The organism is Limnospira platensis NIES-39 (assembly GCF_026000695.1).
Taxonomy (GTDB): domain Bacteria; phylum Cyanobacteriota; class Cyanobacteriia; order Cyanobacteriales; family Microcoleaceae; genus Limnospira; species Limnospira platensis.
The window spans coordinates 6,026,390-6,052,955 of record NZ_AP026945.1 but is presented as its reverse complement, the minus strand read 5'-3'; the positions used below and the strand labels follow the sequence as shown (position 1 = coordinate 6,052,955).

Sequence of the window (26,566 nt, the reverse complement as noted above, 5' to 3'; positions counted from 1 at the left end):
CAGTCTAGTTTAATTATGGGGAGAGATATGTTATGTTACAGTCCCACAGCACCAGCGATTTCACCTCAACTGGTTTCCTAGGTCGCCGGATCAGCACCTGGGCAATGGTTGCCACTGTAGGGTTAGGAAGTGTTGCTAGCTATATGTTTTGGCAGTCTACCCAAGAAAGCCAGGAAATGCCCTTAGCGGTAGCTAGTCTACCCGTATCAATCAAGGTAACCGCTTTGGGGCGATTGGAACCTGAAGGGGAGGTGATCTCAATTTCGGCTGCCGGTGGGATGGAAAATAACCTAATTCAGCAGTTGCTAGTCCAGGAGGGGGACTGGGTGCAGGAGGGGGATGCGATCGCCATTTTAGATAGTCGCGATCGCCTTCTAGCGGCCATAGAAAAGGCTCAGGAGCAGGTCGGTTTAGCAACAGCCAAACTCGAGCAAATTAAGGCGGGGGCGAAAATTGGGGAACTCGAAGCGGCTAGGGCTACGATCGCCCGCCTAGAGACCGAAAGACTAACGAATATCGAAGCCGGACAGGCCATGATCGCCCGTTTAGAGACCGAACGCAGCACCGATATTGTAGCAACAGAAGCCAAAATCGCCCGTTTACAGGCTCAAAAACAGGGGGAATGGCAGGTGGCACAGGCAACAATTAACCGCATTGAGGCTGAATATAACAATGCTGTAAATGATGAACGTCGCTATCAGGAATTGCATCAACAGGGGGCAATTTCCGAGGAGTTATGGAATTTAAAACGGCTGCACAGGATAACCACAGAAGAACAGCTACAGGAGGCACGGTTTAATTTAATTCGCATTGAAAATACTTATAACCAGCAAATTCAAGAAACCCAGGCTCAATTAACCCAAATTCAGTTAGCTAAACAACAGCAAATTGAGGAAGCTAAGGCTAATTTAGATGGTATGGATCGGGGAGGGACGCAACAGATTAGGGAAGCTATGGCTACTTTAACCGCCCAGGCGGAGGTGCGACCTGTGGATATTGCAGTAGCAGAAGCAGAGGTAAGATCAGCCCAAGCTGCATTAAGACAAGCCGAGGCAGATTTGGCTTTAGCTGAAATTATTGCCCCTAGAAATGGGCAGATTTTAAAGATTCATGCTTACCCTGGAGAAATAATTGATAATTTGGGCATTGTGGAACTGGGAGAAACTCGGCAAATGGTGGCGATCGCTGAAGTTTATCAAAGTGATATTCACCGGGTTAAAATTGGACAATCTGCCCGGATTACCAGTGCAGCTTTAGAGGGAGAATTATCGGGAATTGTGGATCGCGTAGGTTTACAAATTCAACGGCAAGATGTGATTAATGCTGACCCTTCTGCTAATATTGATAGCCGGGTTGTAGAAGTGCGTATACGTTTAGATAAAACTGCCAGCCAGAGAGGAGCTGGGTTAACTAATTTACAAGTATTAGTGGTAATTGAACCATGATTAAATTGATGCAGCCTTTACAACAATTAGCGAGACGGACTCCTTTAGGATGGTTACAGTTAACCCATGATAAGGGTAGGATGTTCGTGGCGATCGCTGGTATTGCCTTTGCTGATATTTTGATGTTTATGCAGTTAGGATTTCAGACAGCATTATATAATAGTAATACTCGCCTTCATAGAGCCTTAGAAGCAGATTTAGTGTTAGTTAGTCCCCAGGCTTTGAACTTAACCCGTATGTCTACTTTCACCCGTCGCCGACTTTATCAGGCGATGAATGTGCCGGGGGTCGAGTCAGTGGAACCTGTTTATGTGGCTCTCAAAACTTGGAAAAATCCCCAAACCCAGAAAGAAACCGCGATTTTGCTGTTGGGATTTAATCCAGATAAACCCGCTTTTAATTTTATCATAAATCATCCAAATTTACCAGATATTAAATTACCAGATCGGGTTTTATTTGACCGGGAAGCTAGGGGAAACTATCAAGAGGCGATCATATCTATAGACCGGGGAGAAAGGGTGACAACCGAAATTGAACGCCGCACTATTACCATTGCTGGTTTATTTGAACTGGGGGCATCTTTTGCCGCTGATGGTAGTTTGATGACCAGTGATCAAAACTTTTTGCGCCTGATGCCCAAACAACAAGCCAGCAGTATTAATATAGGTTTAATTAAAGTAGAATTAGGGGCGGACATTTTGGAAATTCAAGCTCTGTTAAAAGCTCATTTACCCTCCGATGATGTGCGGGTATTAACTAAGGCTGAATTTATCCAATTTGAAAAGAATTATTGGACAGCTAATACTCCTGTTGGTTTTGTGTTTAATTTAGGAGTAGCAATGGGTTTTGTCGTGGGAACCATTATTGTTTATCAGGTATTGTCAACTGATGTCGCTTCTCATTTGGCTGAATACGCCACTTTTAAAGCTATGGGTTATCGAACTATTTATTTATTGTCAATTGTGTTTGAGGAGGCTTTGATTTTATCCTTATTGGGTTTTGGGCCGGGATTGGGTATTTCTATTGGCTTATATGCCATCACTAGAAATGCTACAAATTTGCCTGTTTATATTACTTTATTTAGGGCGGTTCAAGTATTTATTTTGACAATTATTATGTGTACCATATCAGGGGCTATAGCTACCCGCAAACTTCAGGCGGCTGACCCGGCTGATATTTTTTAGATTCAGATCAGGGGTTGTCAATTAGGGGGGTAAAACCAAGGAAGATGATTATGAATGCGGCGAATATTATCAATGCAAGTTTTTCAGAAACCGGCACAAATTCGGTGATTGTAATTGCCGGATTGAATCATTATTTTGGTGATGGTCATTTAAAAAAGCAGGTTTTGTTTGATATTAATTTGGAGATTAAATCGGGAGAGATTGTGATAATGACCGGGCCTTCTGGGTCAGGAAAAACTACACTTTTGACCTTAGTGGGTGCTTTGCGATCGCCTCATTTTGGCAGTTTAAAAATCTTAAATCAAGAAATTTGTGGGGCTAAGGATAATCAGTTAGTAATGATTCGCCGCCAAATTGGCTATATTTTCCAAGCCCATAACCTTCACCGCAGTTTAACAGCTTGGCAAAATGTGAGGATGGGTTTAGAAATGCACGGCACTTTTTCCAGGGAGGAAATGCGCCACCATGCTGCTGAAATATTAACAGAAGTTGGACTAGGCGATCGCCTTAATTATTACCCAGAAGATCTATCTGGGGGACAAAAGCAACGGGTAGCTATTGCTAGGGCTTTAGTTAGCCATCCCCCTATTGTTTTAGCCGATGAACCCACCGCCGCCCTCGATAGTAAATCGGGACGGGAGGTAGTTAATTTAATGCAAAAATTAGCAAAAGAACAGGGTTGTACTATCTTATTAGTTACCCATGATAACCGTATTTTGGATATTGCCGATCGCATTGTTACCATGGAAGACGGAAAGCTAACCTCTAGTCTCCGTTAGCTGTTATTCCCCGTCATAATTAGTTTCTAAAGCTAATAATTCTGACCGCCGCTGACTCAGTTGAAATTCCAAAGATTCAATTTCAGCCAATAACTGTTGACGGCGTTTTTCTAGGGACTGGGTTTGACTATTAAAATAGGCTTCTATTGGCGGCCATAATTCAATCGCCCAGTCGCGGCTGGCGGTTTTCATTTCATTAATTACTTTCACCGTCCCGTCAGGTTCCAAAACAAAGAGGGTATATAAGCGATCGCAATTTCCCCGTTTTCGCCTTCCTTTTTGACAATAAAGATATAATCCTGGAACCTGTAAAGCTGATTGGTCAATTTGACTCACAAAGGGTCCCTCAATGGAATAACCATCAGTCTGACTGCGGTCTATTCCTTCTACCAATTTACACCAATTACCTAATTTAGGATTAAGGCAACTTTCCCAAAATCCTGGGGCGATTAAAAATGCCTCCCTTAAATTAACTAAAATTGACGAACCCATATAATTATATCACTCGCAAATTTTGACATTTAACTATAATAAACCCTACGGCAAAATTAGACTATTTAACCGGGACACAATTTTGATAAAATTCTTCTAAGCCTTGCAGACCTTGTAGGTCATGATAGAGACGAAATCGATGGTTTTGGATTTTCTGTTTAATGGCGGTTCGGGTTTCTGGGTCTAACCCTAATTTAACGGCAATTTCTATATATTCGCTTTCGGAAGAAGCGATGGTTTCAGTAACTCCTAAGCGCCGTAAAATCCCCGCTGACTGGCGACTTCTCATGATTTCCCCCTGATGAGTAACTAGGGGTAAATTAGCAGCGATCGCATCTAAAGTAGTAGCAAATCCGGTAAACTGAAACGTATCTAAACCCACATCAGCCAAACTCTGTAATTGCAGATATTCGGCATAATTTAAGCGAGGTAAAAATAGACAGTAATCTTCACCCGACAAACCAAATTTGTCAAAAGCAGCATACAGACGCTTTTGGAATTTGGCGGTAACTTCCTGATACCAATGGGAGATAAATACAAATTTAGCTTGATTTACCCCTTGGGCAATTTTACCATAAATATCATCATATTGGGGTAAATATTTAAACAGAGACTGACAGGATAAATAGATGATATCATGGTCGGACATCTGCCAATCTGACCGAGATTTTGCCGAGGGGGGAAATGATGGCTGGTCTAGGTAAATCCCTAAATTAGGTAAACAAATTAAATGTTCGTTGTAGTAAGTTTGGGCGTTAGCAGGTTCCAGCAATTCAGCGGAGATAAAATAATCGATAGTTGGTAATCCTGTGGTGGTTGGATGTCCCCAGGTAGCACAATAAATAGGGGCGAGTTTTAATCCGGCTATTTGTAGGGTTTGGGGACACATTCCCAACTCTAAAAATACCAGAATATCCAGGCGATCGCTATAAATTTGTTGGCTGACTTGTTCAATGTTATTATAGATATGATAGAATTTCTCCGAATATTGTTGATATAAATCTGTAATCTGGTCGGCTTCCTGTCCGGTATAATAACAGTAGACCTGAAACTTTTGGCGATCGCTATTTTTCACCCATCCTAAAAAGAGATTCCCCACTGTGTGCCATTGTAAAAAAGAACAGATATAACCAACTCTAATTTTATCAGATTTTCCCCTCAGTCTAGGGGGCGGTGTTTCTCCCCATTCGGGATAGTGGGCGACCATTACCCGATGTAAAAAATCCCCATATTGGCGCTGTAAGTTCTTTTCAGACAAACTACCTTTAAATAACTGTTCATCCCCCTGATATTGCAGGTAAAAATTTGTACCTTCCCCCATAGCCTGGAGGGTAGCATTATCAAAAATAGAGGCTTGGTTAATAATCCCTTTGAGGTCTTGTGCAAACCCTTGTCGAGAGGCGAAAATTTCCGCAGTGTTATTGTAGAGAATCGGAAATAATCGCAATTTGGCAAACTTCAGAGAAATCTGATCAGGAAAATTCTTAACAGCCACAGTCGCCCAACTTATAGCTTCTGCAATTGCGCCGATTTCTGACAATGATAAAATCAAGTTAAGATAGACTTCCACCACTTGAGGAAATTCATCAATCAAACGGCGATAAATGGCTGCTGCATCATTATATTGATTTAGCCGTTGATAACAGTCTCCCAGGTTGAGGTTAACTTCCAGATGAATAGATGATTGATAATCTTGACAATTTGCCAGATACTGATTATAGTAGTCAATAGCTGTTTTATAGTCACAACTATAATAGGCTGATAATCCTAGATAATAATAGCCTTGGGTTTCATTTCCTAGGGCTACCCAAGCCAACCCTAGGGCTGACAGAATTTCCGGGGTGCTGGTGTATTGGAGTGCTTTTTCATAGGTGTTTATAGCCTGTTGTGGTTGATTTTGCAACAACAATAAAGCACCATAGCCCAAGTAAGCATTAGTCAGACCTGGACAAATAGCGATCGCTTTTTGATATTCAGACTCCGCCGCCGCTAACTGTCCTAACTCCAGGAATTGCGACCCTAACTGACAATGAAAAGTCGCCAACTCAACATCAGGAGAAATCATTTTATCCGTCATGATTGGTATTAGTGATGCAGCCCTCTGGAGGGGGACAGATAGCCAACGGTAGAATTGCTAGATTTGCTGGTTAGGGGGATAAGCCGAGCCCCCCCCAGGAGACCGACGGAGACTGGAGTTAGGGCGGATAGGCTGAGAACCTATAGGGGAAGGACTCGGACTGGTGTTAGGGCGGATAGGCTGAGAACCGACCGGAAAGGGCCGATTAGCCTCAACCCTTCGATTGGCGGTCTTTTCCGGGGATTTAGCCACATTCTGATGCAGTTGGCGATCGCTATTTTCCAGGGCAGCGGTCATAGCCGGAATCAGGGCTGATTCAATCTTACCGAGGGCGAAAGCCGCTTTGGTGCGAACTTGCATATCCGCGTCCGTAAGTGCCTTAGTGAGGGCAGGAACCGCCGGAGAACCGATGCGCCGGAGGGCGATAGCGGCGCTAATCCTCACTTCCTCATCACTATCTTTGAGGGCAGCAATTAACTGAGCGATCGCCGGGGCTGCTTCTTTTCCTAGGGTTCCCAAGGCAAAAGTTGCCCCTTCCCTAACCGCCTTATCTTCATGGTTGAGGGCTTCGATAAAATCGGCGATCGCCGTTTTTTGGATCTGATCAGAAGCCGGTCCCAATTGCTGAAGCGCAACGGCCACATCCATTCTCACCGCCGGGTCAGGGTCTTTGAGGTGAGATAGCAAAGCGGCGATCGTATCAGAGTCCTGTAAACCCATTACCCCCAAACCATAGGCGGCGCTGCGACGGATAGCCGGGTCTGGGTCTTCTAAGGCTTCCAGCAAAACCGGAACCACCGTAGACCCCATTTGTTTTAACACTTTCACCGCCGCTAGTCGATGCTGTCGGTTATCGCTACCGAGTTCCTGAATTTTAGTAATTACCTCTGCTGTAGCTGTCGCCTGGGTGGCGGTTGTTCCCATTAATAACAGCATCGCGCCAAAACAAAACCGGACTATTTTCGGGGATCTAAAAACGCTGGGCTTGGCATGGTTATCCATATTAAACACCTGGTTTGAGGATTTTGGGGGTTGACTCCAATCAATTCGAGAGACTTCCCAAGTTAGCCGCTATTTTAACCCATTTTAGATGAAAATAAAATCGATATCCAGGAGCAACCGTCGCGGCAGGTTGCCATCGTTAATCAGAACCCCCAGAAAATCCCCATTTTCCAACTCAAGAATAATGTCATTTAAGCCGTTACCATTGACATCATTTTGGCTGGGGCGCAAATCAGGGCGATCGCGTTCTAAACTCAATTCATCAATGCGAGTGCCCACGGGGACAGCAATTTTATCACCAAAAAACGGATTATTGACCACATTAAAACCGCGAATTTCATCAACATCTCGCAGTTGTGAACTCCTATGTATGGGGTCTAAGAAATAAATATCATCACCCTCACCACCCATTAGGGTATTGCGACCCGCGCCGCCGTAGAGAAAATCATTACCCAAATCGCCAAATAAGAGATTATCGCCATCATTTCCCCGGATCGTGTCATTTCCCTGACCGCCATAAATGGTATCATTTCCCGGACCACCTTCTAATAAATCATCCCCTAAATTTCCAAATAGGAGATCATTACCGGGTCCACCATATAAGAAATCATCTCCTTGCCCCCCGAACAGTGTATCATTATTGCTTCCCCCACTAATGGTATCATTGCCTTGGTTGCCATTGACCAGTAAGGGATCGGTGATATGAGAGGCTTGGAGGCTATCATTTCCCGCTAGTAACAAAATCCCGTCAGGAAAGGCTAAAGCCTGACCCGGAGTTGCAAAAATTATATCGTCTCCAGGGGAACCCAACAAAGCAGTAACTCCGAATATACCTAAGTTAGCGCTAGGGGTTAAAAAGCTGGTCATAATCTGGTACTCCTTGTCAAAATTAGATCTGCTGAAAGTTTACCAAGTTGATTGACAGAATCTTGATCTATTTGTTTCCGGGGAGGTGAGAGGGACTTATGATTGATGTCAATTGTCGGGTTTAATGTAGTTTTTGCCTGAGATTTAACGGCAAAAAATTATAGTCTGGATGAGAGGAAACCTTGGCAAAAAAGTTAAGATCTGTATCTGTGCCTTCCTGGATATTTTGATAGGTTTTCTGATGCTGATGTAACCGAAAATAAGATAGGGTTTCATCAATAAAACCTACCTGATATTCTGCCATAATTCGCCACCATAAATCCAAATCAACTAATTGGTTTAAATGGGGGTCAAATCCTCCTAAGCGATCGCATACTTCCCCACGGAGTAAAACCGTAGTTGGTTCCCCAATTTTATTAATGGGATGTTCCAATAATCGCGGATCTGACAATAAATCTCTACCCCATTGCACAGGTTGTAATTGAGACCAACCCGCCGGCAAATTCTGGAAATCCTGATAAACTATCATCAGATAGGGGTCGGTTTCTGACCCTGGATCAAAAAACATTTCTCGCCGGGAAAAAACTAAGGCTATATCCGGGTATTTTTCAGCCAAATCAACCATTTTTTCGACGCATTGTGGAGCCAACAAATCATCTTGAAAGAGGAACTTAATATATTTACCCTTAGCCTCGGTAATACAATGATTACAATTCCCGGCAATTCCCCGCTGATTATGATTAGTAATTACCCGAATTTCCTGGGATGAATTTTGCTGGAAAAAATGAGCGATCGCCACCGTTTCATCCGTGGAATCATCATCAGAAATAATCAACTCAATTCGGGAATAAGTTTGAGATAAAACACTAGCAATAGCCTCCGCCACAAACCTCTTCCCATTGTAAGTAGGAATACACACACTAACTAAGGGAGTTTCTGTGCTGACTTCCTGGCTATCATACATAACCCAATCCTAATGATTAATTACCATATATTGACCAATCAGGAGAGCCATCAACCCCCTCTCATAGAGGCGAAGGAATAGCAGCAGCTATCATCCAACAGAGAGGCAGTTAAAGTCACAGCGTTTAATTATGGTTAAATATCCCCATAATAAGCCGTCACAAAATAGCGTCATCTCTGCTGAAAATAGCCAGTTTTGTTCAATTCAATATCATCTACAACCGGGCGGGAGTAGCATAAGGTCCTCGGCGGAGTGCTTTAGCCAACTCATCATTATTTTCCCGGAGTCCTTCATAAAAGAATAAAACCTCTCCTTTTACGCCGCGATGTCGGTTGTAGTCAATAGACTTTAAGAGTTCATCGGCACTAATGCGGTAGGAGCCCACCTTAATCAAAACTCCGGGGGACAATTTAGGCAATTGCCAATCTCGGAATTGCACATCAACCAACTGATCAACTAACCCCTTATAGCTCCAAAAATTGCGGCGGTAAAGTTGAGGGTGAATCATATCTACCAAATCCCGATCAATCCAAGCAATATAATCCTGGAGGTATTCATTTAATCCCCAACTATAAACACTGGGAGACATAGAAACAATCAAATTAGGTTTAATCGCCTTAACCTCTCGTTTAATCCGCGCCAGAAAATCCGTGAGAATATTAGCGCGCCACTGTAGCCATTGAGAGTCCTTATGATGTAGGGGAGGTTGACGGCCAAACTCCTTGACATAACGCTGCACCGTTTGCTGATCATATCCCCCTTCCGAAGGTAAAGCCGGGAGTCGATCATCCCCTTGAACGCCATCAATATTATATTTACGGACGACCTCCAAAATCAGACTCATAATAAAGTCCTGAACTTCGCTATCAAAGGCATTCATCCACTCAAAGCCATTTTTAACCACCATACCCCCCTGGGAATTAATCGCCGACCAGTTAGGTTTTTGGTTAAGGATGCGGCCCCCATTCTGTTGATAGGAACTAGCAAACCCATACTCAAACCAGGGTATCACCTTGAGTCCGACGCGATGGGCTTCCTCAATCACTTCCGCGAGAGGGTCACGTCCGCGAACATAAAAATCAATCTCAACGCCAAATTTTTGGCTCATCACCTGAGATTTATAGAGAGTGACCCCTTTATTCCAAACCACTGGAAACACCACATTAAAGCCTGTGTCGGCTAAAAAGTCCATTGCTTCAGCAATAGTCGCCCTAGAGTAGAGAACCCTGCTATCAGTAGTAGTTAGCCAAATCCCACGAACTTCCATAGTCCCTCCGGTTGCCAGTAACTTGGTTTTCACATTGAGGATTTTCCGGGAATGAACCCGCTAATCCGTAGACTGTTCCCCATTTCTCAAATTGATTTGAGTGGCAGTCTTGCTCAGTATATCCCTCAGCTATTATCTTTAGTTAGGGGACTATTTTAAAAACATTGCCCCCACAACTGCAGTGGGGATTAGAATCTGGCAGATTGACAACGCTCTATGGGGCTGACTATTGCTCCTATTGGTGTTAAACTGATATCAAGAGAAACGTTGTTAAGGTGAGAATCTATCCCACCACTGAGCAGCAAGTTGCCTGAAATCGACTAATTCCCCAGATGCGTGCTTCTGTCTTAGGTTAAATGAGAATTTGACCTGGGTATTGGGGTAAGGAATACACACTTTATGGGAGTTGCAAGGGATCCGTCCGCTGGTTATTGGCGATGGGTTAAGGGTTTTCCCGATCATCAGCCAAATGTGTTGTTAGCTAAAATCATCAAATTTTGGATTATTCAGGCGATCGCCTATCCCCAGAACCGCCACCCTGGGGATCAGTTTTGGCGAGTAGATCTTCCCCTGTCATCTAAAACTTCCGAACCCTGGCATCTTGATTTAGTCCTAGTATCTTTAGCTTCCCTAGAACATTATGGGATGGTCGCTGGTGATACAAGCTGAATTGGGGCAATTAGCTAAAGCCTTCTGAGGCGGTCAGCAGGTAGCCTGTGGTTATCGACTCAGGGGCGAGTAGGTCTTTTTGTTGTTAACCATCAGTTCACCCGCAGATTCTATGAGCTTTTTCGATTGGAGTTCATGGAAAATATCCCTTTTCAATTCCGATTCCAATAGAGATAGTCAATTATTCCTTTTGTATGAGCAAGCCTGAAACGGTTACTGTTAATAAACTTTTAACTCGATATGCCCAAGGGGAACGAAACTTTAGCGATATCTCCCTAGTGGCAGCAATTTTCAATGAAGTTACCCTAAATCGGATCAACTTGAGTGGGGCGAATTTGGCAGAAGCCCTAATGGTTCATACCCGCTTGATTGGTGCGAACCTGAGTAGATCTCAGTTGAGTTATGCGGATCTATCAATGGCGGTTTTGATTGATGCGAATTTGACTGGGGCTAGTATGACGGAAACAGTTTTGCATCAAGCTGACCTGAGTGGGGCGAGTTTGAGTGGGGCGATTTTGTCTCAGGTGAATTTAACGGGGGTTAACCTCACGGGAGCAAGTTTGATTGGGACTTGTCTGCTGAATGGTTCTCAACTGACTGATGCTATTTTGGTTGGGGCGACTATGACTCGCTCTGTTCTCAGTGGGGCGCACATGACGGGAGCTAATTTAAACCGCTCTATTCTTAGTGAGATAGATTTGAGTGGGGCGAATTTGACCGGGGCTACTCTGATCCGGGTTCACTTAAATCAAGGAAATTTGAGTGGGGCGAATTTGACCGGGGCTGATTTGAGTGAGTCAGTTATACAAAATAGTAATTTCTGCATTGCGAATTTGACGGGGGCGAATTTGGCGGGGGCGAATTTGGCGGGGGCTAACCTCAATGGCGCAAATTTGACGGGGGCGAATTTGACGGGGGCGAATTTGACGGGGGCTAACCTCAATGGCTTAACGTTACAATGCGCTGATCTACGGTTGGCTAATCTCAGTAAAGCTGATTTACGGGGGGCGAATTTAACGGGGGCGAATTTGGCGGGGGCTAACTTGTTAGAAGCTGATCTGCGTTTGGCTAACCTCACTGATGCTAATCTTTGTGGTGCTGGACTGCTACTGACTTCACTACGGGGGGCGAATTTGGCGGGGGCTAACCTGAATCAGGCGAATCTGATTGGGGCGAGTTTGAGTGTGGCTAATTTGGATGATACAACCATGGAGGGAACTATTCTGCCTAATGGCGCTACCCACCAATAGCTCGATCGCCTTCTCCTAGAGGGGAGGTCCGGGGGCGGCTTCGAGGAACTGCCCAGGCGCGCCCCTAGGCGATCGCCTTCTCCCCCAGTAACAGGGATTAACAACGAACCACAGGATAATTTGCCTCTATTTTGTAATGGTGCGATCGCAATTTAACTGATGTGATAGACTGAAAAAGTTTGAGACCATTTAAGGGTGGAGGTAAAACCGCGCAGAATGAAACAATTGGGAACCCATCTGGTCATTGACGCTTGGCACTGTCCTGCAGATCTTTTGAATGACCCCGAACGTATCCGCACTGCTATACTCGATGCAGTTACCGCAGGAGAGGCGACGTTGATTGACTTTTGTGTGCATCAATTTAGCCCCCACGGGGTGACGGCAACAGCCACCTTGGCTGAATCGCATATTGCTATTCACACCTGGCCTGAGTATGGCTATTTTGCGGCTGATCTGTTTTTCTGTGGCCGTGGTAATCCTCGCAAAGCTGCTGAACATTTGGAAACTGCATTGCAAGCCGGTCAGGTCAATAGACGTGAGTTTGAGCGCGGTTTTGAACCTTCAGTCAGTGTCGATAATTCCTCGGTTAGTGAAACCTCACCAGCGACTAATTTGACGGCTTTGGCAGAAACCAGTTTTGCTGGTCGTTAGGCGATCGCTTCCTAGAAAATTCCACGATCTTTAGTCATCTGCGATCGTGGAATTTTGGTCTGATTTGGGTCTGATTGTCGGGTTCATCAACGATTAGCGCCCTTGTTGCTGCAACAGGGGACGAACTACCCAATAGCCCATACCAAAGGCGGCTACTACAATTAGGGCGATGGAAACAATTAGCCAGATCCCACTTAATTCACCTCTATCAGGTCCTGATGACGGTCGCAGTCGGCCTTCTGGTTCCTCAGTAAATTGGGGCGGTGGAGTGTCCGGCGCGTCGCTGTTTGGGGGAAAGACTACATCTGGTTGTGGAATCTCGGTTCTGGGCTGTTCATAAAAGTTGGGTGGCGGCGAGACGGGATTAACACTAAAGCTAGGATTGACAGGGGGAACTGCTGATAATGGCTGGTTTTTCCCTTGCACCGATTCAACGGCTAAATAGAATTGATTAGCAGCCTGGACTACATTATTAAGTTCTTGGCGCAAATTTTGATTTTCTTCGAGAAGTTGTTGGTTTTGGGTTCTCAGGGAATTGATTAGGTTTTGAGAACCCTGTAATTCGGCTGTTACCTCTCGATATAGGGATATGGGGACTGAGGGTGAATAACTACTACTATTTCCGCCTTCGGGTGGGGTGGGGTTAGAGGCTGTAGAATTTGGTATAGGATTTGACATGGCTGTTATGGATAAACTTTGGGGTATGATCAACGGGATTAGTTGAACGACGATCGCCTTGATGATATTGCTATTAGACCAATCACGGGGCATTTAGTCAAGGAAATCTACGGGCGATCGCAATTGGTTGTTTATTGTTGATATAAATTATGAGTAACTCCCAGGTAAAACCTTCTGAGACTGAATCGGTTACTAATACAGAACCCAGATATGGAGAGAGAGAGATTAGCGAGGGGCAGTTAATCACCTTCCCCAATCCCCGACCCGGACGCAGCTATCAAATTAACATAGTCTTACCAGAGTTTACTTGTAAGTGTCCGTTTTCGGGATATCCAGATTTTGCCACCATTGATTTAACCTATGTGCCGGATCAGTCCGTGGTAGAGTTAAAGTCAATCAAGCTCTATATTAACAGTTATCGCGATCGCTACATATCCCATGAGGAATCAGTTAACCAGATCCTTGATGACTTTGTTGCCGCCTGTGACCCCCTGTCAGTTCACATCAAAGGCGACTTTAACCCCAGAGGTAATGTTCACACCGTGGTTGAGGTGCATCACCATAAACACCAGCAAACTAATTAATCGATTTATCTACTCATCAATCCCAGCAAATGCTATAATCATAGCTTGTGTCGAATTCCAGCCATTTCATGCCCAAACTCAAAACTCGTAAATCAGCAGCTAGGCGCTTTAAGGTAACGGGAAGCGGGAAACTCGCACGCCGCAAGGCTTTTAAGAGTCACCTGCTACAACACAAAAGTGCAACTCGCAAGCGCCGTTTGTCAAAAACGGCTATTGTCGATGAACGCGATGCTGAAAACGTGCGTCTGATGATGCCGTATTTGTAACGCTATAGTTCGATCAACTCAATTTTAAGGAAAAACAACAATGACACGAGTTAAACGTGGTAATGTTGCCCGTAAACGTCGCAAAAAAATTCTCAAACTTGCGAAAGGATTTCGCGGATCTCAATCTAAAAATTTCCGAATTGCTAATCAGCGGGTTATGCAGGCGCTGCGTAACGCTTACCGGGATAGAAAAAAACGCAAGCGCGACTTCCGCCGTCTGTGGATTACCCGGATTAATGCTGCTGCTAGAGTCCACGGCATCAGTTATAGCCAACTCATGGGGAATTTGAAAAAAGCCGACATTGAAATCAATCGCAAGATGCTGGCGGAAATGGCAGTGCTTGACCCAGATACGTTTGAAAAAGTGGTCGCTAAAGCTGCTCAAGCTCAATCCTAGGGGATTTTCAATTGGTACACTTTGAACGAAGGATGGAGACAATTCTATCCTTCTTCAAGGTCAGATGAAATTGGTAATTTAAAATTAAAAATGGATAGTAATCTCGCAGTTGTTTATCTGGTATTACTGCTGGTTTTTTTGTCGGGTTCTGGCTTTTTTATTGTGCGTCAGATTTTCCGAACTCGCGAAGTTGAGAGTAAGATGTCACAATTGCAACAGCAGCTCTCTCAGGGTCAAGGAACAGCTCAGGAATATTATAAATTAGGCTGTATTTATAATGATAAAAACTTGTATTCTCAGGCGATCGCTGTTTTACAAAAAGCTCTCAAAGCAGTAGAGGAACAGGAGCCACCTGAGAACATAGCCATGATTTATAATGCCTTGGGTTATGCTCACTTTGCTAAGGAAGAATATGATATCGCCATTCGTAATTATAAGGAAGCATTAAAGCTGACTCCTGAATATGCGACAGCTTGCAATAATCTAGGTTATGCTTACGAACGCAAAAAGCTGACTTCTCAGGCTTTAGAAGCCTACGAAAAGTCTCTGAGTTTAGAACCCAATAATCAAATTGCTCAACGTCGCGCTGAGTCTTTACGGAAACGATTAGGTATTCCCACCTCAGAAACTGCTCAATAACATTTCCCGACCCTCCCCTGAGTGAGGAGGGGGGTTAATGAAAGCTAATTTCTATGCTAACGGGTACACTTTTGTAAAGCCGCTTGTGTGGTGGCGACATAGGCGGAGTCGCGACCATAGAGACTTTGGAGAATTTCCAGGGTTTCCTCAACTAAAATCAATGAGTTGATGGTATTTAACCAAGCGATGTCTCCTTCCGGTACGATCATGCCGTAGAACTCACAGGTGAGGGGTTCTTGGGGAATTATGGCATAGTCTTGAGGGTTAATATCTGGTTGACGCAACACTTCCCCAATTAGCAATAAACCATCACTAGCGAAGGCGTTGATTTCCCGATTAAGAACATCACGCACGGCATCGGCGCGGCCTGATGTGCCATGATATTGTACGATTTGAGCTAGGGAATAACGACTGCTGATAAATCCCTGGGTAAGGGTGTTAGGAAGTACACCAATAATGATGTTTTCCATGGCACCATCTGGGTTGATTAAGGTTTGATTATCTGCGGCAACTAATAGGTGATTTCCTGTGGCGATAAAGCGATCGGAATAGACTATGCCTGGTGGGGGGGTGCGGGTGACAGTGTTGGGGCCACATTCTAGGTGGACGCTTCCATCAGCGACGATAGATTCCCGATTGTCCAGGGTGGACTGTACCAGTTGAACTTGGACGGGTTGATTAAGTTGTAGTTGTTGGGTGAGGCGACTCGCTAGAAGTTCCATGAGTTGGATACAGTACCCTTCCCATTCTCCGGTGTCTGGAGACAGATAACCCAAAGGGGCGGCATCTTGTCTAACTCCGGCTTTGAGAATGCCTGTTCTTCTGATGTCTTCGAGGACGGTTCCGGCGATCGCATTTAGGGGAAATAGGCTACACAGAGTTAGGGTCAGGAAAACCCGAATGATATTTTTCATAAAATCAATGTAGTGGACATTTGTTAACAGAAGTTCACTCAGAAATATAGCTTACCCTGTATTTAACCAGGAATTATTAAAGGGGAGAGTGGGGATTTTGAACTGTCATCAGGGGATGTTAGAGTCGATCATAGTTCGGGCACAAACTGAATTAATTTCACCCTATATATTTTATCAGCTCTGCCAGGAGTTTTGTCTAAAAACAGGTACCAATAAGTTATACTTTGGGGAACCGATCGCCTCTTATTTAGACCCGGATAGAGGATTGGGGGTATCAGAAATTAGGGTTTTTCTGGATGGCTTGGCCATTTATGTCCGGCTGATTACCACCCCTAATTTTACTGTTAATTTTTACCTAAATTGTCTTGATAAATACTCGGAAAATCCGATAAATATAACTGCGAAAATTATCGGTTGTGGGATGGTGGGTAGAGTCGCAAAAATCACCATCAATGGCGAGGAACCCATAGTATTTAAAGCATTTTTTGACCCAGATTTTATATGGGTTCATGGTCCCTGGGGTGAAATTCCGGTGGGGATTCGTTTAAAATATTGTGGGGTAACAAAAGATATGGCTGAGTTTTTATTTGCGAGTCAAAATTGGGTGGTGAGTGAGTGGATTGATGATGAGAAATCCAGGTTATGTAATCGCCAAGGTTTAAGATATCGAGAATTTGCCTATAAAGAAGGGTTGACTAAACTCAACCCTTTAAACCGAAATAACTATAACCTTGAGGGTATCCGACTCGATCCGGGTGGCATTCAAAAAGAGTATCGCGGCCGGCGTTTGGTAGATTTTTATCAAGGGACTTGGTTTTATTTACGCAAAATCCGCCGAGATAAATGGAAGGGAATTTATGCGATCGCCAATCAGTTGTTGACGGGGATAATACAACACAGTCGCAGAATCCCCAATTGCTAACTACCGTGCATCAGGAGATTGCATAATTCGGAGAATTTCTGCTTGAATGCGCTCTCTAAATCGGCTATCAGATTGTTGATGGCGGGTGATTTCATTAAAGCGACTAACAGTTAATCCTTTGCTTTCAATAATGCGTTTGGCTTGGTCACAGTAGCTAACCGCAATTTGGGGAGCATTTCCAGGTAGCATATTAATGCTAGTCGGCTCATCACAGACAATGCGCGGCACTTGTCCGACAATTCTTTTAATTTCCTCAACCGCCTGATGCCGTCTCGATTCCAGTGCGATCGCTGCTTGAGCGTAGTTGGTAATCTCCTGATTGCTAAAGGTAGGATTTCCCGCTCTAGCGGTCGTGCTAAAACTGGCGGTTAGGGATGGAGCAGTTAAACTAGGAACCCATCCCGTCAGCAGTCCGACACCAGATAAAATAGTGATGGCAGTGGACTGAATGAATAACCGATGTAAATGCCCTTGATGTGGTAGTTTCATAGTAGTTTGTTACTCCGTTAAAGTAATAAATAAATAACACAAATTCCCCTAAAATATCTAGGGGAGTCATATAGGATTAGTTGCCGTTACTACGCTGTTGACGAAGTAACTCAGCCTGAATTTGCCGTTGCAGTTGTGGGTTATCTTGTTGTAATCGAGTAATCTCGTTAAATCGATTAATGGTAAGATTGTGCTGTTCAATAAAATCCTTGGCCAGATTGCAATAATTAACAGCGATCGCCCTTAGATCTCGATTCAAGCTATTAATCCCACGGCGATCGCTACAGATCACCTCTGGAACCGTACCCCCTGCAATTCCCCTAATCTCATCATAGGCCTGTTTGCGTCTAGGTTCAATTAGTAGAACGGCACGGGCATAATTGCGAATTTCATCATCAGTAATATTAGGGCCTTGCTGTGCGTTAGCGAAAGTTCCTGACCGACCTGTAGGGGACAACAAGTCGGGGACTACTCCGCTAAGGACTCCAAACACAGCGAAAACACCGACCAAAAGTGTTTGTAACCCTTTCCGGCTCATGGGATTATAGACAGAAGCGAGCCAAGAATTCATATATCCGCGTCTCCAAGCAGCAACAAGCATTAATCACCCCTCACTCAAATGGGGGAAGTTGTATTTAGACATAGCCAACCCCTGCCCCATTATTTAAGAATAAGAACAGGATCAGGCTATAACACAGCATAATTATTTTGAATTATTTTGTAGCTCAGAAGTTCCTCAAATATGCAGAAACTAAATGGTGTCGTCGCAGCCGGCCATCAAGAAACCGCACTGGCTGGGTTAGCAATGTTCCCCCTGGGGGGTAATGCTTTTGATGCAGCCGTCGCGTCCATGCTGGCTGCTTGTGTGGCTGAACCCGGGTTAACTTCCCTAGGTGGGGGAGGTTTCCTGTTGGCTCACACCCACACCAATCAGAATATTTTATTTGATTTCTTTACACAAACACCAAGCATTAAACAATCAAAAAGTCAAGTATATTTTTACCCGGTTGATGTCAATTTTGGTGGCAGTGTTCAGGAATTTCATATTGGTTTGGGTTCTATGGCCGTTCCGGGTGTGGCGGCTGGGGTGTTTAAGGTTCACCAGACCCTAGGAAAACTGCCTTTAAAGGTAGTGGCTGAACCCGCGATTAATTTGGCTAGAAATGGTTTAGAAATTAATACTTTCCAAGCCTATACTTTTAACCAGATTCTCTCCTCAATTTTATTGAGTTCCCCCGAAGGTCGGGAAATTTATGCTCCCCAAGGCTCGATTCTCCAAGCTGGTGAACGAATAGTTATGAAAAATCTAGCGAATACTCTGGAATATCTGGTTAAACAGGGATTTGAGGAGTTTTATCAGGGGGAAATTGCTCGGCAATTGGTGGCTGATTGTCATCAGGGGGGTGGCTATTTAAGTGAGGAGGATTTGAGACGGTATCGGGTGATTGAACGCCAACCGTTAAGAATTGGTTATCGGGGAAAACAGATTTTGACTAATCCGCCTCCCAGTTCCGGGGGAACGCTCATTGGCTTGGGGTTGGAACTGCTTTCGGGAATTGAAGTTGCTAATCTGGAGTTTGGGAGTTGTCGGCATCTCCATATTTTAGCGGATGTAATGAGATTAACTAATACTGTGAGAAAACAGGGGTTTGACGATCGCCTTCATGAACAGAATATGGCTGCTGAGTTCCTGTCCCCAGAACATCTACAACCCTATCTGCAAGAATTACAGGAGACCGTGAATAAGTGGGGGAGTACCACTCATATTAGTGTTGTGGATAGTGAGGGGAATGCGGCTAGTGTTACTACTTCTAACGGGGAGGGGTCGGGTTATATGATTCCGGGGACGGGGATTATGATTAATAATATGTTAGGTGAGGAAGATTTGAACCCCCACGGCTTCCACCAGTGGCGGGAAAATGTGCGACTATCCTCGATGATGGCTCCTACTTTGATTTTAGATGGCGATCGTTTAGAGATGGTGATCGGGTCTGGCGGGTCTAATCGTATTCGCACCGCCATTTTACAAGTAATCTCCAATTATCTCGATTTTGGGATGTCCTTAGCCGCCGCCGTTAATCGTCCCCGTGTCCATTGGGAGAATTATCGTTTTGATATCGAACCCGGTTTTAATCAAACCGAGATTAATCATCTGCAACTTGCGGACCATAGCGAAATTGTCCAATGGGGGGAACGGAATATGTTTTTTGGTGGGGTTAATGGAGTCGCCACTAATGCTGATGGGACTATTTTAGGAACTGGGGATATCCGACGCAGTGGCGTGAGTTTAGGGATTTAGGGAAATTAATAAGCAAAACTTATAGCTATCATCAGTTTTATCGGATTAAACATATAACTAAATAGTCATAAAGCTATTGACATATATGAGTTAAGTGTGAGATATTACAGACACGGTAGAAAAACAACTACCGGATATGTACCTCGAAAACTCAATAACGCAATCATATTTGATATGACCACTACCTTACAGCAACGGGAAAATCTCAATATTTGGGAACAGTTTTGCGGTTGGGTAACATCTACCAATAACCGCCTTTATGTAGGTTGGTTTGGTATTGTGATGATCCCTACCTTGCTAACTGCCACCATCTGTTTTGTGTTAGCTTTTGTAGCTGCACCTCCTGTGGATATTGACGGCATCCGCGAACCCGTTTCCGGTTCTCTGTTGTACGGCAATAACATCATCACGGCGGCTGTTGTACCCAGTTCTAATGCGATTGGGTTGCACTTTTATCCCATCTGGGAAGCCGCGAATATTGATGAATGGCTTTATAATGGCGGCCCCTACCAGTTGATTGTTTTCCACTTCCTAATCGGCATTTTTTGCTATATGGGTCGTGAATGGGAACTCTCTTATCGGTTAGGAATGCGTCCTTGGATTGCTGTTGCTTATAGCGCTCCTGTAGCTGCTGCGACGGCGGTACTGTTAGTTTATTCTATCGGTCAAGGTTCTTTTTCTGATGGTTTACCGCTGGGGATTTCTGGCACATTTAACTTTATGTTAGTGCTGCAAGCAGAGCATAATGTTTTAATGCACCCCTTCCATATGCTGGGAGTAGCTGGTGTCTTTGGTGGCGCTCTTTTCTCAGCTATGCACGGTTCTCTGGTGACATCTTCTTTAGTACGTGAAACCACTGAAATTGAAAGCCAAAACCGGGGTTATCGCTTTGGACAAGAAGAAGAAACTTATAACATTGTAGCTGCTCACGGTTACTTTGGTCGTTTGATTTTCCAGTATGCTTCTTTTAACAACAGTCGCGCTTTACACTTTTTCTTAGGTGCATGGCCTGTTGTTGGCATCTGGTTTGCATCTTTAGCAGTAGCTTGTTTTGCTTTCAACCTGAATGGGTTTAATTTTAACCACTCGGTTTTAGATTCCCAGGGTAAAGTCCTAAATACTTGGGCTGATGTGATTAATCGCGCTAATTTAGGCATTGAAGCTATGCACGAACGTAACGTTCACAACTTCCCGTTAGATTTGGCTTCTACTGAGTCTAAACCTGTCAATTTAGTTGCTCCTAACATCGGCTAATTTGTAGCTAATTTGTATGTAAAAAAAAGCGTCTCCCGAATTGGGGTGCGCTTTTTTTTGTGAAAATTAACTGAAATGAAAATGACTAGAGTGTCATGCTTTCTAGTAATACCCACTGGCGATGGTTGATCATGATTTCGCTGACCAATTCAAACATTTGGCGACAGTGATTATCGGGTTGTAGGGGTAATTCTTCATTTTTTAAAACCACAGTCATTTTGATTTCTGTGTCTGTGGAGGTGGCTGTATCAAATACTACCTCTAAGGTGACTAATTGAGATATGGAAACTTGACCGATCGCCTCCCTAGCAATAAGTGAACTGGGGGTTTGATAAATCAGATCAAGGTTGCAAGATTCCATAATATCTATTAATATTTCTCTGGCATCTTCAATATTGATAGCAATCACAAAAAAAGCCGTATAACGAGCCATCGAAAAACTCCCGATAATTTCCAAGTTTAATTAATACCAATAAGCAGGTTACAGCCTGTTCAGAAATCATCTGATCACCTCTCAAAGTCCCTCTCCCTCTCTGGGATCCAGATTTAGGGTGAGGGCAATCGACTGGTGAACAAGCTGTAGTGCTATATTGACTAACTGTTTTTATGGTTCCCTGATAGAGATACTGGCATTTCTGGTACACAACCCTAGAGATGAGTCATTAAGCCGGGATTATTATAGCGCTTCGGGTGTGGCTTAGTAAAAACTCCCCACCAGATTTGCTAAAATTTTCGGATTTTGATTAACGAAACTGCCATAATATGCGATGACTGAATCAGATCTAGGGAGGTTGTCAATACAGAAATGGCGGGAAAACTAATTGTATTTGAAGGTATAGAAGGATGCGGTAAAACTACGCAAATACAGCAAATTCAGCCGTGGTTAGCCGATCGCCTGTCCTTAAACCATTCCCCCGGGGGGAAACTCCACCAACCGGGGGTTCAGGTGACGCGGGAACCCGGAGGAACCCAATTAGGTCAGCATTTGCGGGATTTACTGCTTCACCATGAGATCAACGAACCTCTGAGCGATCGCAGTGAGTTATTATTATATGCCGCAGACCGCGCACAACATATCGAAACTCTGATTAAACCTCTGTTAGACCAGGGGACGATGATTTTATGCGATCGCTTTACCGACTCTACCCTAGCTTATCAGGGATATGGTCGGGGACTCGATTTACAGCAAATTCACCAAATTAACCAGATCGCGACTGGGGGTCTTGTCCCGGATTTGACTCTGTGGTTAAATGTTCCTGTAGAAGCAGGACTCACCCGGATTAAGGCTAGAAAAAAAGCCGATCGCATTGAACAGGCTGATCTAGAATTTCACTATCGCGTTGCTGAGGGATTTGCGACTCTAGCCAAAATGTATCCCCAGCGCATTGTCCCTATTGATGGAAATGGCGATCGCGATCGTGTGACTCAACAAATCCAAAATATACTCAATCAAAAACTCCTAGAATGGGGGTTAATCTCAAATAATGATGGATGCCTTTAGCGATTTAATTGGACAGGCTCAAGCTGTCGAACTTCTCAGCCGAGTAATTGCCCAAAATCGGATCGCTCCGGCTTATTTATTCGTCGGAATACCCGGAGTAGGTCGTAGTTTAGCAGCTCGATTTTTTATCGAATTATTATTACAGCCGACTCGCAAAAATCTCGTAAATTCATCCGAGGAGGACGCACATAAACAATCTATTAAACATCGAGTTGAGATGAGAAATCATCCTGATTTACTTTGGGTAGAACCCACCTATTTGCACCAAGGAAAATTGCTCTCAGCAGTCGAAGCCGCCGCCGCTGGTCTCAAACGTCGCGCACCGCCACAAATTCGCCTGGAACAGGTGCGAGAAATTAGTCAGTTTGTCAGCCGTCCGGCTTTGGAGTCTCTGCGGTCTGTCGTGGTTTTAGAGGCGGCGGAAACTATGGCTGAGGGAGCGGCTAATGGTTTATTAAAAACCCTAGAAGAACCGGGTAAATCCGTGTTAATTTTAATTGCTCCCAGCGTAGATTCTTTGCTATCAACCTTGGTCTCTCGCTGTGCAAAAATCCCCTTTTTTCGGCTATCAAATACTGATATAATTCAGATATTAAATCAAACCGGCTATGGTGAAATTTGCCGTCATCCTGACATCATAGCAATGGCCCAAGGGAGTCCCGGACAAGCGATCGCCTGTTGGGAACAATTACAAACTATTTCACCCGAACTATTAGCCAAAGTCAAAAAACCTCCCCAAAGTTTACGAGAATCTCTCGAATTAGCAGCAGAAATTAGCCGTTCTCTTGATACTCAGGCTCAGTTATGGTTAGTGGATTATCTGCAACATTCCTATTGGGAACAATACCATAATCATGGGGTTAATGGTAACAATAGCTTACCGCCAATTCCCGGATTACTTCACCAGTTAGAACAAGCTAAAAAACATCTGCTGGCTTACGTTCAACCTCGGTTAGTCTGGGAGTGTACCCTAATGGCGATCGCCAATATTTAACCATCATTTCACCCAGTCATCAGCAGCAGTTATCAATAATTACAAAATCCCTCCTAAAATACTTTTGAGGTCATCAAAAATACCGAGCGCCGCATTTAAACCGGTGCTAGTAGTATCTGCTGCATCAACCATAGTATCTTTAGTCGTCACCACCGTATCACTGGTTTGGTCGATGATATTACTAATTTGTTCCATCATATCCTTTAAACGGTTAGCAGCATCCAACAACTCCTCAATTCTACCCTGTTGAGATTCCGTAATTTCCTCAATTGTATCTTCAGCCGTTTTTTCCGCCACTTCCTGTAAGTTTTGTACCTTGTCTGTTACCCCCTCAACAATTTCATTAACCTGTTGCGTAAAGTCGCTCACAGCATCTTTCAGTTCAGGAATAGTCTCCCCGATAAAAGTTTCAAAATCGCTACTCCGTTCCTCAATTTCTGACTGGTGAGTTTCGATATCGCTTTTCACCTCTTCAGCTATAAACTCTTGAGTTTCCGATAAGTTTTGTTCCTGTTCTGTACTCAGTTCCCCCGCCTTTTCCTTGAGGGAAATAAACGATTCTCCCACCTGGTTAATCACCTCAACCAACTCTGGCGTAACAGCTTCAACTCGGTTATAAAAATCCGATAAAGCCGTTTGAGTCTCTTCTAATTCTTGATTGATTTCTTCCTGTCCGGCTTCAATTTTTGACCGTAATTCCCCAAGTTGATTAGTAACCGCTTCCCGTTCCGCCGCCAACTCTTCCCTCCCCGTCGCTATTTTTTCCAACAGTTCCTCAGCGCGTTCTTGTAGGCTTGACCAGTCAGTTTCCACTTCTTCCGTTATGGCTTCTAACTGTTGGCGAGAATTATCAATATGGTCTTCTTCCAAGTCAATTTTTTCTAAAAATTGAGTCATTTTTAAAACCACTTCATTCGCTGCTTGTTCTAAAGTCATTTCTAACTCCTGATTTCCATAATCTCAAATTTGGGTAATTTCCATCTATCTAGGGTTACTTAACCAAAAGAAACCCCAACTTTACTCGCTAAACTTCGCACCGAGTCTACTAAAAGTTCCATAGGTTGAATAAAGTCCTCTAACTGTTCAATCAGGGGACTAATTACCTGTCTATGACTAGCCGCATCATCTTTAGCACCCCTGAGTTTATCCATCATGTTGTCAAGGGTTTCTCTCACCTCAGACACCGCAGAATCAGTCAAATCTTTTAACTCCGTTTCGATTTTCTCCTGTAACTCATCCAGTAATTCATCAATTTTTGACTCAATAATATCACTGGTAATTTCACCGATTTTCGTTTCAAATTGTCCCTGAATTTCCGTAAAACTATTACCCATTTCTTCCAGGCGATCGCTCACCTCATCCTCAGCCTCATTCACCTGATCATTTAACTCTTCTACCTGTTCCTGAGCGCTATTTTTTGCCGCCTCAATTTTATCTCGCAAAACTTGAACAGCATCACTCAGGTTTTCTTGAGCATCCAGAAGTCGCTGTTGACCCTCCTGCAACTTTTCCTGTAATTCAGTCAGGCTATTTTGTGCTTCTTCTCCCGCATTATTAATCTCATCATTACCCGACTCTAACTCCTCTTTCAGAGCGATTAATTTTTCCTGAGCCGTCTGCATTTCCGAGCTTAATTGTTGTTGAGCCTCACCGATTATTTCTTGCCAAGTTTCCGCAATATTATTAGTTTCCTCCACCTCACTTTCTACTTCCGTTTGTTGTTCCCCAACCTCCTGCTGAAATTCATTTAAAGCATCAGCTATTTGCTCCATCAAAGCCTCAATCAAACCCTGTTTTTCTTCAACATTAGACTCTAGGACACGCACTGCATCTTTAATTTCTGTAGCTCCCCCAATTAAACTATTTAATTTATCCGGTGCTACCGAAGACATTTGAGCCAAAGAATTATAAACTTCTTCCATTGTCACTTCCCCTTAATATCTGAATAAGTACAAGCAGCATTCAACCGTCAAACTCAAGATAAAATGCCTCCCAAACTCAAAACTTGTTTGATAGTTCCGGTGGCTACCTTAGCCGCTACAATTTGCGGCAAAATCGGAGTCAGTGATGAAGTAACCGTCGCTCCCACTTTCATCATCACCATATTTTCTCCTACCTCTTGAATCATATCTGAGACCACATCATCAATAGCATCTTTAAAGGAATCCTCTAAATTGTCCTTGAGGGAGTCCTCAGCATAATCTTTGACATTCTCAAAAATTGCGCTTCCCCTTTCTTGAAGATTATCGGCTACTTCAGCCGCTTGGCTACCTAGGGTGTTATATACATCAGTCAAAACCCCCTTAAAATTACTAAAATTATCCGTGATTTCCGATAACTTATCCTGAGCCAAAACTTGGCTAAAGTCTCCCAATAATGATTCTAACGAGTCCCTATGAGTATCGGATATTTCAGTAACTAAACCCTCAAAATCTCCTTCTGTTTCTTCCTGAGTCGTTGTCACTCTTTCCTCAAGATCTGATATCGCATCACCCAAAGTTTCAAACACCCCTATAGTGGTTTCCATGGCTTGATTTATCGCTTCTGTTAGTTGCTCGAAGCTGTCTTTGAGTTCCTCAAATGTGGATTTGGTTTCATCCATACCCCCATCCATTTCAGCTAGATCATTATCTAACTCCGATTCAAATGTGCTGTAATTTTCTTCGATATTAGCTGAGGTTTCATCTAGGCTACCTTCAGCATCAGAAATACTTTGTAGGAGTTCTTCTAAGGCGGAAATTAACTCCTCTTGAGCCGAGGTAACATTAGACTCTTCAGTTTCTAAGGTTTCCACCAAATTAGAAAATGAGGTTTCCACAACTTCTGGGGTTTCTTCCAGGTCGTCACTCTCCCCTTCAAATTGTTCACAGAGTTGATCAAGTTGATCATAGGCTTGATCTAAGACATTTAACAAGTTGGTTAAATTCTCAGCCGATTCTTCTAATGATTGACCAAAATCTTCAGCGATCGCCATCGTCTTAA

Annotated in this window: 29 protein-coding genes; 15 read left to right on the top strand and 14 right to left on the bottom strand. The window is 43.8% G+C overall.

Annotated features, from left to right (window positions below; translation table 11 throughout):
- Nucleotides 1-32: 32 nt before the first annotated feature.
- The 3 genes from N39L_RS29600 to N39L_RS29590 are packed head-to-tail and all read left to right on the top strand — an operon-like array spanning nt 33 to nt 3,408.
- Complete coding sequence (locus tag N39L_RS29600) at nt 33-1,445, top strand: HlyD family efflux transporter periplasmic adaptor subunit (protein WP_014277182.1); 1,413 nt, start codon at nt 33-35, stop codon at nt 1,443-1,445.
- A complete protein-coding gene (gene devC / locus N39L_RS29595; protein ID WP_014277181.1) occupies nt 1,442-2,629 on the top strand; it encodes an ABC transporter permease DevC in 1,188 nt (395 codons plus the stop codon). The genes N39L_RS29600 and devC overlap by 4 nt, the downstream gene beginning before the upstream one ends.
- A 44-nt stretch (nt 2,630-2,673) precedes the next feature.
- Nucleotides 2,674-3,408 carry a DevA family ABC transporter ATP-binding protein gene (locus N39L_RS29590; protein WP_006617771.1) on the top strand — a complete coding sequence of 245 codons (735 nt, stop codon included), beginning with the start codon at nt 2,674-2,676 and terminating at the stop codon, nt 3,406-3,408.
- A 3-nt stretch (nt 3,409-3,411) separates the two neighbouring features.
- Here the strand turns inward: N39L_RS29590 and N39L_RS29585 are convergent, their stop codons facing one another.
- The 6 genes from N39L_RS29585 to N39L_RS29560 all read right to left on the bottom strand — a co-directional run bounded on the left by N39L_RS29585 (nt 3,412) and on the right by N39L_RS29560 (nt 10,077).
- Nucleotides 3,412-3,900, bottom strand: coding sequence for a hypothetical protein (locus tag N39L_RS29585; RefSeq protein WP_014277180.1), 489 nt, complete (start codon nt 3,898-3,900; stop codon nt 3,412-3,414).
- 61 nt (nt 3,901-3,961) lie between these two features.
- Entirely contained in the window at nt 3,962-5,977 is a 2,016-nt protein-coding gene (locus N39L_RS29580) for an O-linked N-acetylglucosamine transferase, SPINDLY family protein (protein WP_043468696.1), read from the bottom strand.
- Between the two features lie 57 nt (nt 5,978-6,034).
- Nucleotides 6,035-6,979, bottom strand: coding sequence for a HEAT repeat domain-containing protein (locus N39L_RS29575; RefSeq protein WP_014277178.1), 945 nt, complete (start codon nt 6,977-6,979; stop codon nt 6,035-6,037).
- Between the two features lie 84 nt (nt 6,980-7,063).
- Nucleotides 7,064-7,846, bottom strand: coding sequence for a calcium-binding protein (locus N39L_RS29570; RefSeq protein ID WP_006616490.1), 783 nt, complete (start codon nt 7,844-7,846; stop codon nt 7,064-7,066).
- 121 nt (nt 7,847-7,967) lie between these two features.
- Complete coding sequence (locus N39L_RS29565; RefSeq protein ID WP_014277177.1) at nt 7,968-8,810, bottom strand: glycosyltransferase family 2 protein; 843 nt, start codon at nt 8,808-8,810, stop codon at nt 7,968-7,970.
- A 214-nt stretch (nt 8,811-9,024) separates the two neighbouring features.
- Nucleotides 9,025-10,077: a glycoside hydrolase family 10-like protein gene (locus N39L_RS29560; protein WP_014277176.1), complete on the bottom strand. Its 1,053-nt coding sequence runs from the start codon at nt 10,075-10,077 to the stop codon at nt 9,025-9,027.
- Nucleotides 10,078-10,476: 399 nt separating this feature from the next.
- On the opposite strand from N39L_RS29560, the gene N39L_RS29555 reads away from it, so the two are divergent.
- The 3 genes from N39L_RS29555 (at nt 10,477) to speD (ending at nt 12,647) form a co-directional block, all read left to right on the top strand.
- Nucleotides 10,477-10,746 (top strand): hypothetical protein, encoded by a 270-nt coding sequence (locus tag N39L_RS29555; protein WP_043468691.1) that lies wholly within the window; start codon nt 10,477-10,479, stop codon nt 10,744-10,746.
- A gap of 194 nt (nt 10,747-10,940) precedes the next feature.
- Nucleotides 10,941-11,996: a pentapeptide repeat-containing protein gene (locus tag N39L_RS29550; protein ID WP_014277174.1), complete on the top strand. Its 1,056-nt coding sequence runs from the start codon at nt 10,941-10,943 to the stop codon at nt 11,994-11,996.
- Between the two features lie 216 nt (nt 11,997-12,212).
- A complete protein-coding gene (gene speD / locus N39L_RS29545) occupies nt 12,213-12,647 on the top strand; it encodes an adenosylmethionine decarboxylase (protein WP_014277173.1) in 435 nt (144 codons plus the stop codon).
- A 93-nt stretch (nt 12,648-12,740) separates the two neighbouring features.
- Here the strand turns inward: speD and N39L_RS29540 are convergent, their stop codons facing one another.
- Nucleotides 12,741-13,325: a hypothetical protein gene (locus N39L_RS29540; RefSeq protein WP_043469135.1), complete on the bottom strand. Its 585-nt coding sequence runs from the start codon at nt 13,323-13,325 to the stop codon at nt 12,741-12,743.
- A gap of 149 nt (nt 13,326-13,474) precedes the next feature.
- Between N39L_RS29540 and queF the strand changes: the two genes are divergently transcribed.
- From queF to N39L_RS29520, 4 genes are all read left to right on the top strand, one after another.
- Nucleotides 13,475-13,909, top strand: a complete 435-nt coding sequence (queF, locus tag N39L_RS29535) for a preQ(1) synthase (RefSeq protein ID WP_014277171.1) — start codon at nt 13,475-13,477, stop codon at nt 13,907-13,909.
- Between the two features lie 68 nt (nt 13,910-13,977).
- Nucleotides 13,978-14,175, top strand: coding sequence for a 50S ribosomal protein L35 (gene rpmI / locus N39L_RS29530; RefSeq protein WP_006617369.1), 198 nt, complete (start codon nt 13,978-13,980; stop codon nt 14,173-14,175).
- 40 nt (nt 14,176-14,215) lie between these two features.
- Nucleotides 14,216-14,572: a 50S ribosomal protein L20 gene (gene rplT, locus N39L_RS29525; protein ID WP_006617370.1), complete on the top strand. Its 357-nt coding sequence runs from the start codon at nt 14,216-14,218 to the stop codon at nt 14,570-14,572.
- A 90-nt stretch (nt 14,573-14,662) separates the two neighbouring features.
- On the top strand, nt 14,663-15,211 hold the full coding sequence (locus N39L_RS29520) for a tetratricopeptide repeat protein (protein WP_014277170.1): 549 nt from the start codon (nt 14,663-14,665) through the stop codon (nt 15,209-15,211).
- Between the two features lie 56 nt (nt 15,212-15,267).
- Here N39L_RS29520 and N39L_RS29515 read toward each other — a convergent pair whose 3' ends face one another.
- Nucleotides 15,268-16,125 (bottom strand): transporter substrate-binding domain-containing protein, encoded by an 858-nt coding sequence (locus tag N39L_RS29515; protein ID WP_014277169.1) that lies wholly within the window; start codon nt 16,123-16,125, stop codon nt 15,268-15,270.
- A 115-nt stretch (nt 16,126-16,240) separates the two neighbouring features.
- Between N39L_RS29515 and N39L_RS29510 the strand changes: the two genes are divergently transcribed.
- Nucleotides 16,241-17,047, top strand: coding sequence for a hypothetical protein (locus N39L_RS29510; RefSeq protein ID WP_050856804.1), 807 nt, complete (start codon nt 16,241-16,243; stop codon nt 17,045-17,047).
- On the opposite strand, the gene N39L_RS29505 is transcribed toward N39L_RS29510, so the two are convergent.
- Nucleotides 17,048-17,536 (bottom strand): DUF4168 domain-containing protein, encoded by a 489-nt coding sequence (locus tag N39L_RS29505; RefSeq protein WP_014277167.1) that lies wholly within the window; start codon nt 17,534-17,536, stop codon nt 17,048-17,050.
- 76 nt (nt 17,537-17,612) lie between these two features.
- Entirely contained in the window at nt 17,613-18,107 is a 495-nt protein-coding gene (locus N39L_RS29500; protein ID WP_006617375.1) for a DUF4168 domain-containing protein, read from the bottom strand.
- Between the two features lie 171 nt (nt 18,108-18,278).
- On the opposite strand from N39L_RS29500, the gene ggt reads away from it, so the two are divergent.
- Nucleotides 18,279-19,835 (top strand): gamma-glutamyltransferase, encoded by a 1,557-nt coding sequence (gene ggt / locus N39L_RS29495; protein ID WP_006617376.1) that lies wholly within the window; start codon nt 18,279-18,281, stop codon nt 19,833-19,835.
- 174 nt (nt 19,836-20,009) lie between these two features.
- Entirely contained in the window at nt 20,010-21,089 is a 1,080-nt protein-coding gene (gene psbA, locus N39L_RS29490; protein ID WP_006617377.1) for a photosystem II q(b) protein, read from the top strand.
- 85 nt (nt 21,090-21,174) lie between these two features.
- Here the strand turns inward: psbA and N39L_RS29485 are convergent, their stop codons facing one another.
- Nucleotides 21,175-21,522 carry a hypothetical protein gene (locus N39L_RS29485; protein WP_014277166.1) on the bottom strand — a complete coding sequence of 116 codons (348 nt, stop codon included), beginning with the start codon at nt 21,520-21,522 and terminating at the stop codon, nt 21,175-21,177.
- A gap of 372 nt (nt 21,523-21,894) precedes the next feature.
- Here N39L_RS29485 and tmk point away from each other — a divergent pair, with 372 nt between their 5' ends.
- The gene (gene tmk / locus N39L_RS29480) at nt 21,895-22,590 is read left to right on the top strand and encodes a dTMP kinase (RefSeq protein WP_006616764.1); all 696 of its coding nucleotides are present in this window, start codon (nt 21,895-21,897) and stop codon (nt 22,588-22,590) included.
- Nucleotides 22,577-23,584, top strand: coding sequence for a DNA polymerase III subunit delta' (locus N39L_RS29475; protein WP_014277165.1), 1,008 nt, complete (start codon nt 22,577-22,579; stop codon nt 23,582-23,584). Before tmk ends, N39L_RS29475 begins: the two co-directional genes overlap by 14 nt.
- Nucleotides 23,585-23,623: 39 nt before the next feature.
- Here the strand turns inward: N39L_RS29475 and N39L_RS29470 are convergent, their stop codons facing one another.
- From N39L_RS29470 to N39L_RS29460, 3 genes are read right to left on the bottom strand one after another with little or no spacing between them, the layout of a single operon-like run.
- Nucleotides 23,624-24,520, bottom strand: a complete 897-nt coding sequence (locus N39L_RS29470) for a coiled-coil domain-containing protein (protein ID WP_014277164.1) — start codon at nt 24,518-24,520, stop codon at nt 23,624-23,626.
- 59 nt (nt 24,521-24,579) lie between these two features.
- Nucleotides 24,580-25,506, bottom strand: coding sequence for a coiled-coil domain-containing protein (locus tag N39L_RS29465; protein ID WP_014277163.1), 927 nt, complete (start codon nt 25,504-25,506; stop codon nt 24,580-24,582).
- A 53-nt stretch (nt 25,507-25,559) separates the two neighbouring features.
- Nucleotides 25,560-26,558, bottom strand: a complete 999-nt coding sequence (locus N39L_RS29460) for a hypothetical protein (RefSeq protein ID WP_006616768.1) — start codon at nt 26,556-26,558, stop codon at nt 25,560-25,562.
- Between the last annotated feature and the right edge of the window lie 8 nt (nt 26,559-26,566).